General features: G+C 65.9%; 15 protein-coding genes. 5 read left to right on the top strand and 10 right to left on the bottom strand.

Features of this window, described 5'->3' with window-relative positions:
• Entirely contained in the window at window positions 1-309 is a 309-nt protein-coding gene (locus ABEA67_RS06920) for a hypothetical protein (protein ID WP_345462924.1), read from the top strand.
• 41 nt (window positions 310-350) lie between these two features.
• On the opposite strand, the gene ABEA67_RS06915 is transcribed toward ABEA67_RS06920, so the two are convergent.
• On the bottom strand, window positions 351-965 hold the full coding sequence (locus tag ABEA67_RS06915; protein WP_345462921.1) for a class I SAM-dependent methyltransferase: 615 nt from the start codon (window positions 963-965) through the stop codon (window positions 351-353).
• A 220-nt stretch (window positions 966-1185) separates the two neighbouring features.
• Between ABEA67_RS06915 and ABEA67_RS06910 the strand changes: the two genes are divergently transcribed.
• Window positions 1186-1401: a hypothetical protein gene (locus tag ABEA67_RS06910; RefSeq protein WP_345462919.1), complete on the top strand. Its 216-nt coding sequence runs from the start codon at window positions 1186-1188 to the stop codon at window positions 1399-1401.
• 67 nt (window positions 1402-1468) lie between these two features.
• Here the strand turns inward: ABEA67_RS06910 and accC are convergent, their stop codons facing one another.
• The 3 genes from accC to efp form a co-directional block, all read right to left on the bottom strand.
• Window positions 1469-2806, bottom strand: coding sequence for an acetyl-CoA carboxylase biotin carboxylase subunit (accC, locus tag ABEA67_RS06905; RefSeq protein ID WP_345462918.1), 1338 nt, complete (start codon window positions 2804-2806; stop codon window positions 1469-1471).
• A 94-nt stretch (window positions 2807-2900) separates the two neighbouring features.
• The gene (gene accB, locus ABEA67_RS06900; protein ID WP_345462917.1) at window positions 2901-3446 is read right to left on the bottom strand and encodes an acetyl-CoA carboxylase biotin carboxyl carrier protein; all 546 of its coding nucleotides are present in this window, start codon (window positions 3444-3446) and stop codon (window positions 2901-2903) included.
• A gap of 164 nt (window positions 3447-3610) precedes the next feature.
• On the bottom strand, window positions 3611-4168 hold the full coding sequence (gene efp, locus ABEA67_RS06895; RefSeq protein ID WP_345462915.1) for an elongation factor P: 558 nt from the start codon (window positions 4166-4168) through the stop codon (window positions 3611-3613).
• Between the two features lie 232 nt (window positions 4169-4400).
• On the opposite strand from efp, the gene ABEA67_RS06890 reads away from it, so the two are divergent.
• Entirely contained in the window at window positions 4401-5123 is a 723-nt protein-coding gene (locus tag ABEA67_RS06890; RefSeq protein ID WP_345462912.1) for a 50S ribosomal protein L25/general stress protein Ctc, read from the top strand.
• Window positions 5124-5248: 125 nt separating this feature from the next.
• On the opposite strand, the gene ABEA67_RS06885 is transcribed toward ABEA67_RS06890, so the two are convergent.
• Together ABEA67_RS06885 and ABEA67_RS06880 are read right to left on the bottom strand one after the other, a co-directional pair.
• Window positions 5249-8617, bottom strand: a complete 3369-nt coding sequence (locus tag ABEA67_RS06885) for an efflux RND transporter permease subunit (RefSeq protein WP_345462909.1) — start codon at window positions 8615-8617, stop codon at window positions 5249-5251.
• Window positions 8614-10233, bottom strand: a complete 1620-nt coding sequence (locus ABEA67_RS06880; RefSeq protein ID WP_345462906.1) for an efflux RND transporter periplasmic adaptor subunit — start codon at window positions 10231-10233, stop codon at window positions 8614-8616. Before ABEA67_RS06880 ends, ABEA67_RS06885 begins: the two co-directional genes overlap by 4 nt.
• A gap of 170 nt (window positions 10234-10403) precedes the next feature.
• Here ABEA67_RS06880 and ABEA67_RS06875 point away from each other — a divergent pair, with 170 nt between their 5' ends.
• Both ABEA67_RS06875 and ABEA67_RS06870 read left to right on the top strand, forming a co-directional pair.
• Window positions 10404-10859: a cupin domain-containing protein gene (locus tag ABEA67_RS06875; protein WP_345462903.1), complete on the top strand. Its 456-nt coding sequence runs from the start codon at window positions 10404-10406 to the stop codon at window positions 10857-10859.
• A gap of 48 nt (window positions 10860-10907) precedes the next feature.
• A complete protein-coding gene (locus tag ABEA67_RS06870) occupies window positions 10908-11561 on the top strand; it encodes a hypothetical protein (protein WP_345462901.1) in 654 nt (217 codons plus the stop codon).
• Window positions 11562-11642: 81 nt separating this feature from the next.
• Here ABEA67_RS06870 and ABEA67_RS06865 read toward each other — a convergent pair whose 3' ends face one another.
• The 4 genes from ABEA67_RS06865 to ABEA67_RS06850 all read right to left on the bottom strand — a co-directional run bounded on the left by ABEA67_RS06865 (window position 11643) and on the right by ABEA67_RS06850 (window position 14320).
• Window positions 11643-12251: a TMEM175 family protein gene (locus ABEA67_RS06865; protein ID WP_345462898.1), complete on the bottom strand. Its 609-nt coding sequence runs from the start codon at window positions 12249-12251 to the stop codon at window positions 11643-11645.
• Between the two features lie 88 nt (window positions 12252-12339).
• On the bottom strand, window positions 12340-13692 hold the full coding sequence (gene sufD / locus ABEA67_RS06860; RefSeq protein ID WP_345462895.1) for a Fe-S cluster assembly protein SufD: 1353 nt from the start codon (window positions 13690-13692) through the stop codon (window positions 12340-12342).
• A complete protein-coding gene (locus ABEA67_RS06855) occupies window positions 13689-14096 on the bottom strand; it encodes a PIN domain-containing protein (RefSeq protein ID WP_345462892.1) in 408 nt (135 codons plus the stop codon). The genes sufD and ABEA67_RS06855 overlap by 4 nt, the downstream gene beginning before the upstream one ends.
• A complete protein-coding gene (locus ABEA67_RS06850) occupies window positions 14096-14320 on the bottom strand; it encodes a hypothetical protein (protein WP_345462889.1) in 225 nt (74 codons plus the stop codon). Before ABEA67_RS06850 ends, ABEA67_RS06855 begins: the two co-directional genes overlap by 1 nt.
• Window positions 14321-14338: the final 18 nt, after the last annotated feature.

Below are 14338 nucleotides of genomic sequence, written 5' to 3'. Positions count from 1 at the left end.
ATGGCCGAGATCAAGTTCCGCAACGAGAAAGACGGCACGGAGTTCGAGATGACCCACCCCAAAGCCGCGCGTGTCCTCACGGATGTGGCTGCCTGGGCCGACGGGAACGGCTTTGAACATGTCACCTTCTGGCGCGATCCCGACGACGCGCACAAGCTCTGGGTGCAGCTCGGGGACGACCGCCTGAACTACTGGATTCACGACAGCACCTTCACCGAGGGCAAGCACGAGACGGTCGAGATGCAGCTCGACTACGCGCGGGGGGCGCAGCGGCGCAGCGCAGCGGGGTACGACAAGTTTGACAAGTAGCGGCAGGCAGGCAGAAGGCACAAGGCAGCGGGCAGAAGGCTTTACACCGGCCCTCTGCTCTCTTTTTTGCTGACCTCGACCCTGAGGTGCAGCGTGTCTTCCAGCGGGAACCCGCTTCCCTGGGCGCTCAGGCCGTAGCTCTCAGCGAGACGCCGGGCCGCGTTTACGGTGACCACCACAGGCAGGTGGAGATGGCAGACGGCGGAGGCAGTCTCTGTCGTCTGCCCCGGTTCTGCCTGTCCCGGATTTGCCTGCCCCAGTGCCTGCCAGGTGGCCCGCAAGTGGTCGGGACCGTGGGCCGCCACCACCAGCAGCCCACCGGGTCGCAGCACCCGCCGCGCTTCCGCCAGGGCCGCTGCCGGATCCGGCAGGTGGGCCAGGACCCGCACCAGCAGCACGGCACCAAATGAGGCGGCGGGGAAGGGGAGGGCCTGGGCCGTGCCCCGCGCAACCCCCGCCCCCGGTGCCGGGTCCACACCGACGCAGCTTCCCCGGTGCCCGCGCTCACGCAGGAGCCTCAGCAGTCGCCCGTCGCCTGCGCCCACATCCAGCACGTCGGTGTGGGCGGGCAACTTCAGGGCGTCCAGCAGCGGTTCATGCGGCCAGGCGACTCGGTCCAGGCGCGAGAGCAGGGCGTCGCGGTGGTGCAGGGCCATGACGGGCAGCGTACCGTCTGGCCGGAACGGCCTGCCGACCTCTAGCCCGCTTACCCTCTCCTGAACAAGTGTCTATGGAATGTTCACATGGCGACAAGTATTACGTTTCGGGCAGGGCGTGCGGGACAGAGTTGGCCTGTGTCCGCTCCGGGGACGCGGGTACAGGATTCAGGTGCCGCGCCCCACGTTCCAGGCCCTCTTTTTAGAAAGCAGGTCTTTCATGAAACTCTCCAACATCATGTACATCCTCGGCTTCGCGTCCATTGCCATGTCGGCGGCCAGCTTCACGTCCGGCAAGACTGACGACGGCCACAGCGGTGAGGAAAAGCAGCGCAGCGGCCTCTTCGTCGGCTTCTGGCCGCCCACGTTCTTCATCCTCGGCAAGATCATCGAGGACCGCGAGAACAAGGGCAAGAACATCCTGACCGGCGAATAAACAAAAACAGGCGGAGGGGACGTGGTTTGAGTGCCACGTCCCCTCCGCCTCTATGTATGTCTGGCCGTCACATCTCCATGCGCGTCTTCAGGAAGTTGGTCAGCACGGCTCCCCGCTTGTAAAACGGGTTGTCCATGATCTTGATGTAGAGCGGAATGGTCGTTTTCGGCCCCTGGATGACCGTTTCTTCCAGTGCACGCTTCATGCGGCTGATGGCCTCGCCGCGCGTGTCGTGGTGCACGATCAGCTTGCCGATGAGGCTGTCGTAGTTCGGCGGAATCACGTAGCCGCTGTAGGCGTGCGAATCCACCCGGACGCCGGGGCCACCCGCGAAATGCACGTCGTCGATCTTGCCGGCCGCCGGGCGGAAGTCCTTGTCGGGGTCTTCCGCGTTGATGCGGCACTCGATGGCGTGGCCATGCAGCTCGATGTCCTCCTGCTGGAGGGCCAGGCCCTCGCCCGCCGCGATCTGGAGTTGCAGCCGCACGAAGTCCAGCCCCGAGATCATCTCGCTGACGCAGTGCTCGACCTGGATGCGGGTGTTCATCTCCATGAAGTAGTAGTTGCCGTCACGGTCCACGATGAATTCCAGCGTGCCCGCCCCGGCGTAGTTCACATGCTGCGCGAGGCGCACCCCGGCGTCCAGAATCTCCTGCCGCAGCGATTCGGGCAGGGTGGAGGGGGCCTCCTCGATCAGCTTCTGGTTGCGGCGCTGGATCGAGCAGTCGCGCTCCCCGATGTGGATCACGTGGCCCAGGCCGTCGCCCATCACCTGCACCTCGACGTGCCGGAACTCCTCCAGGAACTTCTCCATGATGATGGCCGGGTCCCCGAAGTACAGCCGCGCCTCCTCCTGCGCCTGCGCGAAGCCCTTGGCGAGTTCGTCCTGCGTGCGGATCACCTTCTGCCCGCGCCCGCCGCCGCCCGCCGACGCCTTGAGCAGCACCGGGTAGCCGATCTGCTTGGCTGCCAGCAGCGCCGCGTCCACGTCCTCCAGCACGCCGGTGCCGGGCACGGTGGGCACGTTGCTGGCCGCGGCGATCTCGCGCCCGCCCGCCTTGGACCCCAGCGCCCGCATGGATTCCGGCGTCGGCCCGATAAAGACGATGCCGTGCTCGCGGCACATCTCCGCGAAATCGGGGTTCTCGGCCATGAAGCCGTAACCGGGGTGAATGGCCTCCGCGCCCGTCATCAGCGCCGCCGAGAGGATGTTGGGGATGTTCAGGTAACTCGCGTTGGAGGCGGGCGGCCCCACGCACACCGACTCGTCGGCCAGCAGCACCGGCAGACTCTTTTCATCGGCCGTCGAGTACACCACCACCGTCTTCACGCCCATCTCGCGCGCAGTGCGAATCACGCGCAGGGCAATCTCGCCGCGGTTGGCGATCAGGATTTTCTTAAACACAGCTTTCAGCCCTCAGCTTTCAGCCTTCAGCTAACAGCCTGTCGCGGACGCTTCAGCTCTCGCTGCTGACCGCTGACCGCTGATAGCTGGCAGCTCACTCGATGATGAACAGCGTCTGCCCGTATTCCACCGGCTCCGCGTTCTTCACCAGAATCTCGCGGACCGTGCCACTGACCTCGGCCTCGATCTCGTTCATCAGCTTCATTGCCTCGATGATGCACAGCACCTGCCCGGTGCTGACCGTGTCGCCCACCTTCACGTAGGCAGGCGCGTCCGGGCTGCTCGCGGAGTAGAAGGTGCCCACGATAGGAGCCTTGACGGGCGTGCCTGTGCTGGCGCTTTTGGCCGGGGCAGCAGGTGCGGCCTCGGGAGAGGAAGCGGGCGCAGCGGGCGTCTCGGCCGCGGGCGCGGTAGGGGACGCCAGGGCCGGCGTGCTGGCGGCTGGCGGCTGGAAGCTGGGCGCAGGCATGGGCGCGGCAGCGGCGGGCGCACTGGGCGCGGCGGGGGCCGCAGCGGGGCCGCTCAGGGCCACCGGCCCGCGCTTGAGGTCCAGGGCAAAGCTGCCGGTCGTCAGGCTGAACTCGCGCACATCGGCATGGCTCAGGGCGTCGAGGATTTTCTTGAGATCGTCTGGGTTCATGGCCCCTCCTGTCTGAGCTGAACTCTTGCTTTCCATCATGACGCGGGCGGCGCGGGCCGGGCTGTTACCCGGAGCCGAACGCCCGTTAGGCTGGACCGAGTCTAACCGCAAAAGCGGACGCCGCCCCGTTTGCATGGGAGCGGCGTCCGGCGGGAAGCATACGCTTAGGCGCGGCTGAGGTACTGGCCGGTGCGGGTGTCGACCTTCACGTCGGTGCCCTGCTCGACAAAGAGGGGCACCTGCACGACCGCGCCCGTTTCCAGCGTGGCGGGCTTGGTGCCGCCGGAAACGGTGTCGCCGCGCACGCCGGGGTCGGTCTGCGTGATCTTGAGGATCACCTGGTTGGGCAGGGTGATGTTCAGCGCCTTGTCGCCGTACATCGCCACTTCCACGTCGGTGTTCTCCTTCATGAACTTGGCGGCGTCGCCCACCAGCGCGGGCGGCAGATGCACCTGGTCATAGGTGTCCAGGTCCATGAAGACGTAGTCCGCCCCGTCCTTGTAGAGGTACTGCATCTTCTTGCCCTCCACGTAGATGTCCTGGAGCTTTTCGCCGCTGTTGAAGGTCCGGTCCACGATGGAGCCGGTTTCCATGTTGCGGAACTTGGTGACCACCTTCGCGCCGCCGCGTCCCATCTTGAGGTGCGAGTACTCCAGGCACTCCCACAGACCGCCGTCCATCTCCACCTTCGTGCCGTTGCGCAGTTCAGTCACGCTGATCATGTCTTTTCTCCTTGTTCGGCCGGGGCACGTCGCGCCCGCCTGGGGGGGCAGGGAGGTGGCCGCGCGGCAACAGGCCAGATTCTAGCAGAGGGAATGCCGGGGCCGGAACCCACACCCCGCAGAAGTTTTGCTACACTGCCAGGGTTGCTTGGCCCCCGCCCCCGCCCCGCAGAGCCGTGCGGACCGCGGCGCGAGTGAGGCGGCCAAAGTGCCCCCCGGAGGAAACACGCACATGGAACTGAGAGCAACCCCCCGCAAGAGCCAGGAAAAGCTGGCCCCCGGCCTGATCGCCGCCGTCGCCTACAACAAGGAGCAGAACGTCTCCTTTGCCATCGAGCGCAAGGCCTTTGACCGCGCCTTCCGCCAGCAGGGCACGACCGGCCTCTTCGACATCACGATCGAGGGTGGCGAGACTTTCCCCGCGCTGGTCAAGACCGTGCAGATGGACAAGCGCCGCCGCGAGGCCATCCACGCCGACTTCTACATGGTGACCTACGGTGAACCCATCGAGGTCAGCGTGCCCGTCCACACCACCGGCAAGAGCCAGGGTGAGGTTATGGGCGGTCTGGTGGACGTAGTCATCCACAACCTCCAGGTGATCGCCCCCGGTCCGCGCCGCATCCCCCAGGAAATCACCGTGGACGTGACCCGTCTGGGCATAGGTGACCACGTGACCGCCGGGCAGATCAAGCTCCCCGAGGGCGTGAAGCTCGCCGCCGACGCGGACCTGGTCGTGCTGAGCGTGCTGCCGCCCCGCCTCACCGCCGAGGAACTGGAAGCCGAGACGCAGGCCGCGCAGGTCGCGGGCATGGTCGCCAGCGGCGAGATCTCCGAGGAAGCCGCCGAGGCCGTGCTGGAAGGTGGCGCGAGCATCGAGGAAGTCAAGGCCGACAGCGAAGGCAGCGAGGCCCAGCGCGAGACCGAAGAGGCCAGCCAGGAAGCCAACCAGGGCTGAGCCTGTTCAGAGAGTGGGGCCGGGATTCCCAGAGTGGGGTCCCGGTCCTTGCTTTTGGCTGATAGGCAGCGAGGAAGGGCGTCCCCCGGTGATGGGGAACGCCCTTCCTGCTGTTACGCCCGGTCCTACGCCCCCGGCGCAGGCGTGCCGACCGGAGGGCTGGCGGGCACGCTGACCACGGTTTCCCGCCTGGCCTGGCGGGCGGCGCGGCCCCGCTCGAACAGGTAGAAGGCGGCGGGCACGACGTAAAAGGTCATCAGGGCCGAGACGCTGATGCCGCCCACGATGACGATGGACAGGCTCTTGCCGAACTCGCTGCCGCTGCCCCGGTTGAGCAGCAGCGGCAGACTGATCACCAGCACGGTCAGGGTGGTCATGACGATGGGGCGGAAGCGCAGGCGGCTGGCCTCCAGCAGGGCTTCGCGCAGGGGCCGCTCCTGCATCTGATCGACCACGAATTCGAGGTAGATGATCGCGTTCTTGGCCGAGAGGCCAATCAGGAGCAGGAAGCCCAGGACGCCGAAGATGTCGAGCGTGCTGCCCGCCAGGAACATCATCCAGTAGGCCCCGGCGACCGCAAAGGGCACCGGCAGCAGCAGGTAGAGCGGATAGCGGAAGGAGTTGAACTGCGCGCCCATCACCAGGTACACCAGCAGCAGCGAGAGGGCAAAGGCCTGGAGGCCCAGCGACCCCACGCGGTTGCCCAGCGCAAAGGCGCTGTTGCGGTCGGCCCGGCCCACCGTCACGAGATTGTCGATCACGCCCGCGCGGGTCAGGGCCGCTGTGAGCTGCTCCTGAAGCTGCGTGCCGGTGAGCTGGCTGGCGGGGTCGGGTTCGATGGACAGGTCGAGGCTGTACAGCCGGTTGGTGCGCTGCACGCTGGTGGGGGTACTCGCCTGGACGATGCTGCCGAGCTGGCCGACCGTCACGCTGCTTTGCAGGCTGGGGCTGTAGATCGGCAGCGACAGCAGTGACTGATCGTCCCGCAGGTACTGCGGATCGAGTTCGACGCTGATGGGAGAGGTGACGCCGCCGATCTCGACGTTGCCGCCGCTGGAGCCGCTGCCGTAGGTGCCCAGTGCCTGCGCGACCGTGCCCGCCGTCAGGCCCGCCTGGGCCAGCAGGCCGGGATTGGGCACGAACTGGTTTTCCAGGGTGGTGTTGTCCAGGCTACTGCTGGCGCTCAGCACGTTCGGGTTCTGCTCCAGCACGTTTACGGCCGTCGCCGCACGCTGCTTGAGCAGGTCGTAGTTGCTGGCGACCAGCGTGAGGCTCTGGCTGTTGCCCTGGCCCCGGAAGCCGCCGCCGCTGAAGACATTAGCGCGCACGTCGGGAACGTCGCTGAACATGCCGCGCAGCGCCTGCTGGTAGGTGCCCGTCAGGGTAGCGGTGTCCTCCCGCTCCGTCTTGGGCTTCAGGGTGATGTTGAGGTTGGTGCCGTTCCCGGTCACGCTGGTCTGGACACTCTGCACCTCGGGTCGCCCCAGGAAATAGCCCTCCATCCGGCTGACGAGTTCGTTGCGCGTGTTCAGGGACAGGCCGCTGGGCAGGCGCAACCCAGCCCGCAGCGTGCCGGAGTCGGTGGCGGGCGTGAAGGTGAAGTTCATGCGCGGCACCACCAGCAGCACGGTCGCCACCAGGAACGCGGCGGCGATCAGCAGCACCCCGGCGCTGGCATGCAGGGCGCTGTCGAGGCTGCGGACGTAGGCCTCCCGCACCCCCACCAGCAGCCGGTCGGTCAGGCCATGCAGCGTCAGGGTGAGGGCCTCCAGCACGGCGAGCAGCACGCCCCAGAGATACCGGAGCACGCCCAGCGCCAGCGGGAGCAGCAGGGCAGTCAGCAGCAGCAGGCGGTTTTCGTTGCGCGTCCACAGCGCGGCCAGGAGGCCGGCGGCCAGCACCCAGAACCACCACGTCCGCACCGAGGTCAGGCCCCAGCGCATGGCCTGTGGCAGGCGGCCCACCGTGCGGGGCACGTCCCGCCAGCCCAGCGGCGCGGCGTCGGGCGTGTAGGCCATGCGGACCGTCAGGAACAGCAGCGCCTCCAGCCACGAGAGCAGCACGGCGGCGGCCAGCCCCAGCGCAAACTGCCGGACGTACTCGCCCACAATGCCACCCATGAAGCTGACCGGAATCAGCACCGCGAGCAGCGACAGCGAGGCGGCGGCGACTGCGCTGAACACCTCGGACGCACCGCGCAGCACGGACTGAATCCGGTCGAAGCCCAGCGCGCGGTAGCGCTCCACGTTCTCGGCCACCACGATGGAGTCGTCCACCACGATACCGATGGCGACGATCAGCGCCAGCAGCGACACCTGATTGAAGGTAAAGCCCATCAGCTGGTACAGGATCGGTGCGGCGGCCAGCGAGATCGGGATGGCCGCAATCACGGTGAGGGCCATGTTCAGCCGCCCCAGGAACAGCAGCGTGACCACCGCGACCACCAGCGCCGTGACCCATAGCTCGTGGGTGGTGGACTCGATGCTGGCGCGAATCGGCCCGGTCGTGTCGTTGCTGTAGGTGACTTGGTAGCCTGTGGGCAGCCGGGTCTGCGAGATCAGCGCCTTCACGCCGTCCACGACCGCGACCGCGTTGCTGCCCGAGGTCTGCTGGATGCTGACGAGCACCACCGGCAGGCCGTTGACGCGCGTCACACCGGTCGCGGTGCTGCTGTCCTTCACGTTCGCCACGTCCGCGACCCGCACGCCGCGGTCGGCGTCGAGAATCACGTTCGCAATGTCGTCCAGGCTGGTGAGCCGGGCGTTGGTGGTGTAGTTCAGGCTGTTGCCGTCCCGCGTGACCGTGCCGATGGAGGAACGCACGTTGCTGCCGCTGATGGCGTTTGCCACGCTCTGCGGCGTCAGGCCGTAGGCGCTGAGGCGGTTGGGGTCGAGCAGGACCTGGGTGCGCCGCTGCGAGCCGCCGCTGAGTTCCACGTCCGCCACGCCCTCCACGCGCTGGAGGGTGGGGACCAGTTGGTTCTCGACGTAGTCGTACACGTCGGCCTGGCTCGCGGTGCCGCCCGAGACGCCGAACTCCAGAATCGCCTGGGCATTGGGGTTGAAGGTGCGGACGCTCGGGTTCCCCGCGCCCTCCGGCAGTTGCCGCGTCGCGCCCGACACCAGCGAGGCCACCTGGTTCGCGGCGGCGTTCTGGTCGGTGCCGTCCTCCAGTTGCAGCGTCACGCGGCTGCTGCCGGTGTTGCTGGTGGAACTGATGCTGGTCACGTCAGGCACCTGCGCGACCGCGCTCTCGATCACCTGCGTGACCTCCTCGTCCACCGAGGCGGGGCTGGCCCCGGGGTAGGAGGTGCTGATGTTGACCACCGGGATGTTCGTGCTGGGCAGCAGGTCCACCCCCAGCGAGCGCATGGACACGAACCCGAACACCACCACGCCCACGAAAATGCCGATGGCGAGCACGTAGCGCGCGACCGAGAACCCCACGACCGGGTTCACGCCGCTGAACACCTTCTGACCGACCTGGCGAATCACGGCGTTCCTCCGGGAGGCGGGCCGCCCGCGCCGGGGCCGACCGCGCTGCCCCGCTGCCGGCTGCCGCTGGAAGTGGTCACGCTCGCCCCGTCCAGCAACCCGGTCGGCGGCTGGGTGATCACTTCGCTGCCCGCGTCGATGCCGCTCACCGCCGACTGCGTGCCCGCCTGCCCTAGCACGTTCACCTCGTGCTGCTGCGCCTTTCCGTTCTCGATGGTAAAGAGGTAGGTCTGGTCATTGTCCGCCTGAAGCGCCGTACTGGGCACCAGCACGCCCGACGCCACCTTCGCGGAATACACCACCGACCCGACCGTGCCCAGCGCCGGGGGGCTGGCCTCGGTGAAGCGCGCGATGATGGGCACGCTGCCGCCTGTGGGGGCCGCCGCATTCTGCGCCACCTTGAGGGGATACTTCTGCTGCCCCACCACGAACGTCAGCGCCGCGCCGACCGGCAGGGCACCGGCCTCAGTGGCGGGCACGTTCACGGCCACCTGCCGCTGGCTGCTGACCAGGGTAAAGGCGGGACTGTTCGCCGCGAGGTACTGCCCCTCGCTGACATTCAGGCCGGTGACCTGCCCGGCAAAGGGCGCGGTCACGCGGACCGCATCCGCCGCCGCCTGCGCCTGGTTCAGCGCAATCTGCGCGCGCTGCACGGCGAGGCGGGCCTCCGCCAGGCCCTCCGTCTGGGCGCGGGTGTTCTGGGCGAGGTTCGCCTGTGCGGTGGTCAGGGTGGTGCGGGCCGCCTGCACCTGGGCGTTCTGGTTGTTGAGTTCCGTCCGCGACGCCGCGCCGATGGTCGCGAGCTTCTCCAGGGCCGCGAGGCTCTGCTGCGCGTTCGCCAGCGTGGTCTGCGCCGCGCTGACCTGCTGCTGAAGCTGCGCGCGCTGGCTCTGCACGCTGTTCGTCTGGCTGCGAAGCTGCACCTGGGCCGTTTCCAGCGCGTTGCGCGCACTCTCCACGCTGGTGTTCAGGTCATTGTTGCTGAGCGCCAGAACGGTCTGCCCTGCGCTGACGCTGCCCCCCACGTCGGCGGCGATGCGGCTCACCGTGCCCGACGTGCGCGCCGAGACGGTGGTTTCCTGCGCCGCCGCCACCGTGCCGGTCAGGCGGCGCTCGGTGCGGAGGATACCCTGCTGAACCGCCGCGGCCTGGACCGGGGTGGTGACCCCGCTTCCGCCGCCCGTCTGTCCCTGCCCTCCCGCACTGCCGCGTCCGCTGCGCGTTCCTGCTCCGGCGGCACTGCCAGCGGCCCCGGTCCGGCTGCCGGCCGCCGACCCCGCGCCTGCACGGGCCGTCTGCCCGCCCGCGCCCTGGCCGCCCGCACTCTGCCCGGCGGCACTCTGGCCCCCGGTGCGGGTACTGCCTCCCTGCCCGCTGCTCCCCTGTCCTGCACCGCCTGGCGTCGCCCCTCCGCCGAAGCCGCTGCCGCCGAAGCCACCTCCAGCCGTGGCCGAGCTGCTCGCGTCGTCCTGCCCCAGCCGGTAGCCCACGTAGCCCACCCCGCCCAGCAGCAGCGGCACCAGCAGCCAGCCCCAGGGAAAGGTGCGGCGTTTGCTGTTCGGCGCAGGGGCAGGTGGGCTGTCCTGTTCTGAAACTGGCCTGGTCACCTGATCCATACGGTCATGGAACCACCGTTTCTCGAAGGAATATCGAAGGATGCCTGCCCGCCTCCGTGCCCCCTGTCCCGGCAAAGGCCCCGCTGCGCCGCGCTGCGGTGGCCTGGCCTGCCTTCGCAGAATCTTCACATTGCCAGGGGCGCGGTCCCTCCCCGCCGCTACCCTGGGTCATGTCCCCCGAACTGTTCCACCTGCCCCAGAATGGTTCCGTTCCCAACAACCCCCAGCCCGCCCGCCTCTTCCGCGCGGCTTTGAGGGGACAGATGCCCGCGCAGATAGAGGCCTACCTGGCGGAGCGCAGCTGGACCAACGCCTGGCGCAACGGGATTTACCCCTTCCACCACTACCACTCCACCGCCCACGAGGTACTGGTGGTCGCGCGGGGCCAGGCCCGTCTGACCCTGGGTGGCGAGGGCGGCCCGCAGGTGCAGGTGGGGGAGGGCGACGTGCTGCTCCTGCCTGCCGGAACGGGCCACCGGAACGACGGCAGCAGCGCCGACCTGCTCGTGGTCGGTGCCTACGCCGGGGGGAGGGAATGGGACCTGTGCCGCCCGGAGGAGACGGACGTGGCGGAGGCGCGGGCGCGAATTGCGCTAGTGCCGGGGTGGGAGGAGGAGCCGATGTAAGCCGCTTCTCAGGCTTCAGCACAAATCAGAATAAACTGTCTTTCTCGTATGCCACAAACTTCTTGGGTTAACTTTGCTATACCTGCGTTGAGTGTTCTTCTTAGTGCGATTATCGCATGGAACGTTTCTAAGCATCAGTCTAAGTTCAGGACTATTGAGTATATCAAAAGAGTAAAATACTTTTATTCTCAACAGAAGCCAATATTGCTGGAAACTGTGGAGCTTCTTGGAAACCTTGAAAAGAACTACGCAAAATTTATGCAAATCTTATCTATTCATGAGAGGGAAAAGATGGAGGAGGACAAGAGAAGCATGGAGACTGCTTTAAGCTTCTATACCGACTTCTCTTATCCTATTTTGCCAGAACTTAAATTCTTTTCAGCCCTACCAAATGATAGTAGATTTATTGAGATGGAAGATTTTGTAGCATTGGTATATCTTGAGGGAATATCTAAGGAGTGCAGTGATGCAATTAAAAGGATGGTTGATTCTCACTATAGACTCAGTAGTATAGCAATTAAACTTGTCGAGATGAAAAATTTAGAAGAATTTGACAGTGCAAATATATTTCCTGAACTTAACTTGGCTATGAGGGAGTTTTTAAGCAGAGTAAAATCTGCCCAACATATATCAAATGTGTATGCCAGCGAAATAGGTAATTTGTTGAGGCAGCAAGGTGGCCAGCCCCTTGCTCGAAGCTGACCGCTGAAAGCTCTCAACTTCCCTTACGCCGCTCCCATCTTCTCCGCAAGAGCACACAGCTCAGCCCCTTCCCCACCCTAGTCAATGCTTGCTAGAAGCTCCGCCCTCCCGCGCCAGCACCCGCTCGATACGCCGGTCGGGAATCAACCACATCAGGGCGACGGCGGTCAGCAGCAGCCCGGACACGATGACGCCCGGATATCCGAAAAAGGGCGCGGCAATTGCAACCAGGTACGCCGCGATGGACAGGTTGCCCTTCAAGTCACGGCCCGTCGCATCGGCCAGCAGGTGGTTGCTCACGTCGGCGCGGATGATGGCGCGGACCAGAATGGTATAGGCCACCGCGCACATCAGCGCCACGAAACCGTAACAGCTCATCGGCACGGCTGCGAAGTGGCTCTCGCCCGCCCAGCCGGTCACGAACGGAAACAGGGACAGCCAGAACAGCAGGTGCAGATTGGCCCACAGGATGCCCCCGCTGACGCGGTGGACCGTCAGCATCAGGTGGTGGTGGCTGTTCCAGTAGATCCCCACGTACAAGAAGCTGATGACGTAGCTCAGCAGCACGGGCCAGAGCCGGACCACCTCACGCCACTCATGGCCTTCCGGCGTCCTCAGCTCCAGCACCATGATTGTGATGATGATGGCGAGGACACCGTCCGAGAAGGCTTCCATACGGGACTTGTTCATGCTGGGTTTTACCACCAAGCCCCGACGCGGAGAAGCGGTCAGCCCTTCCCAGGACTGACCGCTGACGGCTGAAAGCTGACCGCTCCCCTTACGCCGCCCCCACCTTCTCCGCAATGATCCCCTCGATGTACGCCACGACGCTTTTCAGTGGCACGCGAGTCAGGACGTCTTCCAGGAAGGCCGTCACCAGCATCTTCTCGGCCAGCTCCTTGTGGATGCCGCGCGAACGCAGGAAGAAGAGGGCTTCCTGGTTGACCGGGCCGGTGGTCGAGCCGTGCGAGCAGCGCACGTCGTTGGCGTTGATCTCCAGCTGGGGCACCGAGTAGTTCTGCGCCTCGCTGGAGAGCATCAGCGTGCGGTGCTTCTGGTAGGCGTCGGTCTTCTGCGCGCCCAGGTCCACCTTGATCATGCCGCTGAACACGCCCACGGACTGGTCGGCGTTCACGCCCTTGTACAGCAGGTCGCTGTGGGCGTGCGGCGCGGCGTGGTGCTGGAGGGTGTAGTGGTCGAAGTGCTGGTCCTCGTTGGCGAAGTACAGCGCGAGCATTTCCGAGTCGCTGCCCTGGCCGCGCAGGTAGCTCTGCATCTCGGTGCGGCTGAGGGTGCCGCCCATCGTCACCACCAGGCTGTTGAGGGTCGCGTCACGGGCCACATCGCCGCGCTGGCGCTGGATGTGCGTGACGCCCTTGCCCCAGTTCTGGATCGACACGTAGCGCAGGCGCGCGCCGGCCTTGACCACCAGTTCCACCGCGCCGATGGCATAGGTGCCGGGCAGGTCTTCGCTGTCCTGCTCGTCGATGAAGGTGACCTGGGCGTTCTCCTCGGCCACGACCAGCGTACGGGTCGCGGTGTAGGTGCCCGCCTCGCTCATCACGCGGAAGCTGCCCAGGGGCAACTCGACTTCCACGCCGCGCGGCACGTACACGAAGGCCCCGTTCGTCCACAGGGCCGCCGCCAGGGCGCTGAACTTGCCCTCGCTGGGGTCGGGGGACTTGCTGGGCGTGGTGCCTGGGGCGGCGATGGTGGTGTCGTCGGGCACTTCCGCCGGGACCACGGAGTAGAGGTACTGCTGCACCTTGTCGGCGTGCTGCTCCACCGCCGTCTTGAGGTCCGTGAAGATAACGCCCTTCTCACGCAGCTCGGCGGGAAGCTCGGTCGCGTACACCACATCCGGGCCGTCCAGCACGAGGTACGCGCCCACGTCAGTGCTGGTCAGGCGCTTCTGCACACTCTCCGGCAGCGCGGCGATGTCGGTCACGCGCTCGCGCTTGGGGTGGGGGCGCAGCTCGCTGAAGTCCACGTCCACGCGGGTGTACTTCCACGCCTCGACACTCTCGGAGGGGACTTCCAGCGTGTTGAACAGGTCCAGCGATTCGCGTCGCTTGGCCGTCAGCCAGTCGGGGCCGCCCGTTTGGGCGAGTTGGTCGGTGAATGGGGTCATTGTTCCTCCTGCTGCCAGTCTGTAAGGGATAGACTGGGGATTCGTTGAAAGTGCCTGGTGTTGCGGGTGATGAGGGTCGCGCCGTGGCGGATAGCGGTCGCGGCAATCAGCAAGTCGGCGTCCTCGATCAAGGTGCCGCTGGACCGAAGTGTTTCAAAAAGGGAAGCTGCAATATCCGCCGTTTCGCTGTCCATATCCAGAGTTGGATGCAGGTCAAGCAGGGCGTCAAGCCCGCTTAGACGGCGCTGATAGCGTGGATTTTGTAATTCTTTGCGTGCTTCATAGCGAACCAGCGCGGGAACAGCTATGGTTTCGCCTCTGCTGACAGCCGCCGCATATGCCGAACGCACCTGTTCATTCCGCTTCTGAAAGGCAATGAGAACGTTAGTATCCAGGACCAGCATCAGCCCGGCTCATCTCCGGTAGAGCGCAGCTTGACACGCTGGCTAAGCGCCGCCTCAAAGGCCGCTTCTTCCTCCGGAGTCCAGCCTTCCGCAAAGGCATCCAGGGCTGCCAGGTGCCGTTCGACCCGCTCCTGCCGTTCCCGCTCCAGAAACTCCTGAAGCCGCTTGAGTCCTTCCGGCGAAAGCTGGTCAATCTTTTCGTGAAGTTCCTGCGGTGCGGTCATGCTTCCCCCGACGAGACA

The sequence above is a fragment of the Deinococcus carri genome (genome assembly GCF_039545055.1).
GTDB classification, from domain to species: Bacteria; Deinococcota; Deinococci; order Deinococcales; family Deinococcaceae; genus Deinococcus; species Deinococcus carri.
This window is presented reverse-complemented; position numbering and strand designations above follow the sequence as displayed.

Bases quoted from the DNA above. Each gene is read 5' to 3' on its own strand.
- ABEA67_RS06920 (WP_345462924.1), top strand. From the start codon at position 1: ATGGCCGAGATCAAGTTCCGCAACGAGAAAGACGGCACGGAGTTCGAG.
- ABEA67_RS06915 (WP_345462921.1), bottom strand. From the start codon at position 965: ATGGCCCTGCACCACCGCGACGCCCTGCTCTCGCGCCTGGACCGAGTC.
- ABEA67_RS06910 (WP_345462919.1), top strand. From the start codon at position 1,186: ATGAAACTCTCCAACATCATGTACATCCTCGGCTTCGCGTCCATTGCC.
- accB (WP_345462917.1), bottom strand. From the start codon at position 3,446: ATGAACCCAGACGATCTCAAGAAAATCCTCGACGCCCTGAGCCATGCC.
- efp (WP_345462915.1), bottom strand. From the start codon at position 4,168: ATGATCAGCGTGACTGAACTGCGCAACGGCACGAAGGTGGAGATGGAC.
- ABEA67_RS06890 (WP_345462912.1), top strand. From the start codon at position 4,401: ATGGAACTGAGAGCAACCCCCCGCAAGAGCCAGGAAAAGCTGGCCCCC.
- ABEA67_RS06880 (WP_345462906.1), bottom strand. From the start codon at position 10,233: ATGGATCAGGTGACCAGGCCAGTTTCAGAACAGGACAGCCCACCTGCC.
- ABEA67_RS06875 (WP_345462903.1), top strand. From the start codon at position 10,404: ATGTCCCCCGAACTGTTCCACCTGCCCCAGAATGGTTCCGTTCCCAAC.
- ABEA67_RS06870 (WP_345462901.1), top strand. From the start codon at position 10,908: ATGCCACAAACTTCTTGGGTTAACTTTGCTATACCTGCGTTGAGTGTT.
- ABEA67_RS06865 (WP_345462898.1), bottom strand. From the start codon at position 12,251: ATGAACAAGTCCCGTATGGAAGCCTTCTCGGACGGTGTCCTCGCCATC.
- sufD (WP_345462895.1), bottom strand. From the start codon at position 13,692: ATGACCCCATTCACCGACCAACTCGCCCAAACGGGCGGCCCCGACTGG.
- ABEA67_RS06855 (WP_345462892.1), bottom strand. From the start codon at position 14,096: ATGCTGGTCCTGGATACTAACGTTCTCATTGCCTTTCAGAAGCGGAAT.
- ABEA67_RS06850 (WP_345462889.1), bottom strand. From the start codon at position 14,320: ATGACCGCACCGCAGGAACTTCACGAAAAGATTGACCAGCTTTCGCCG.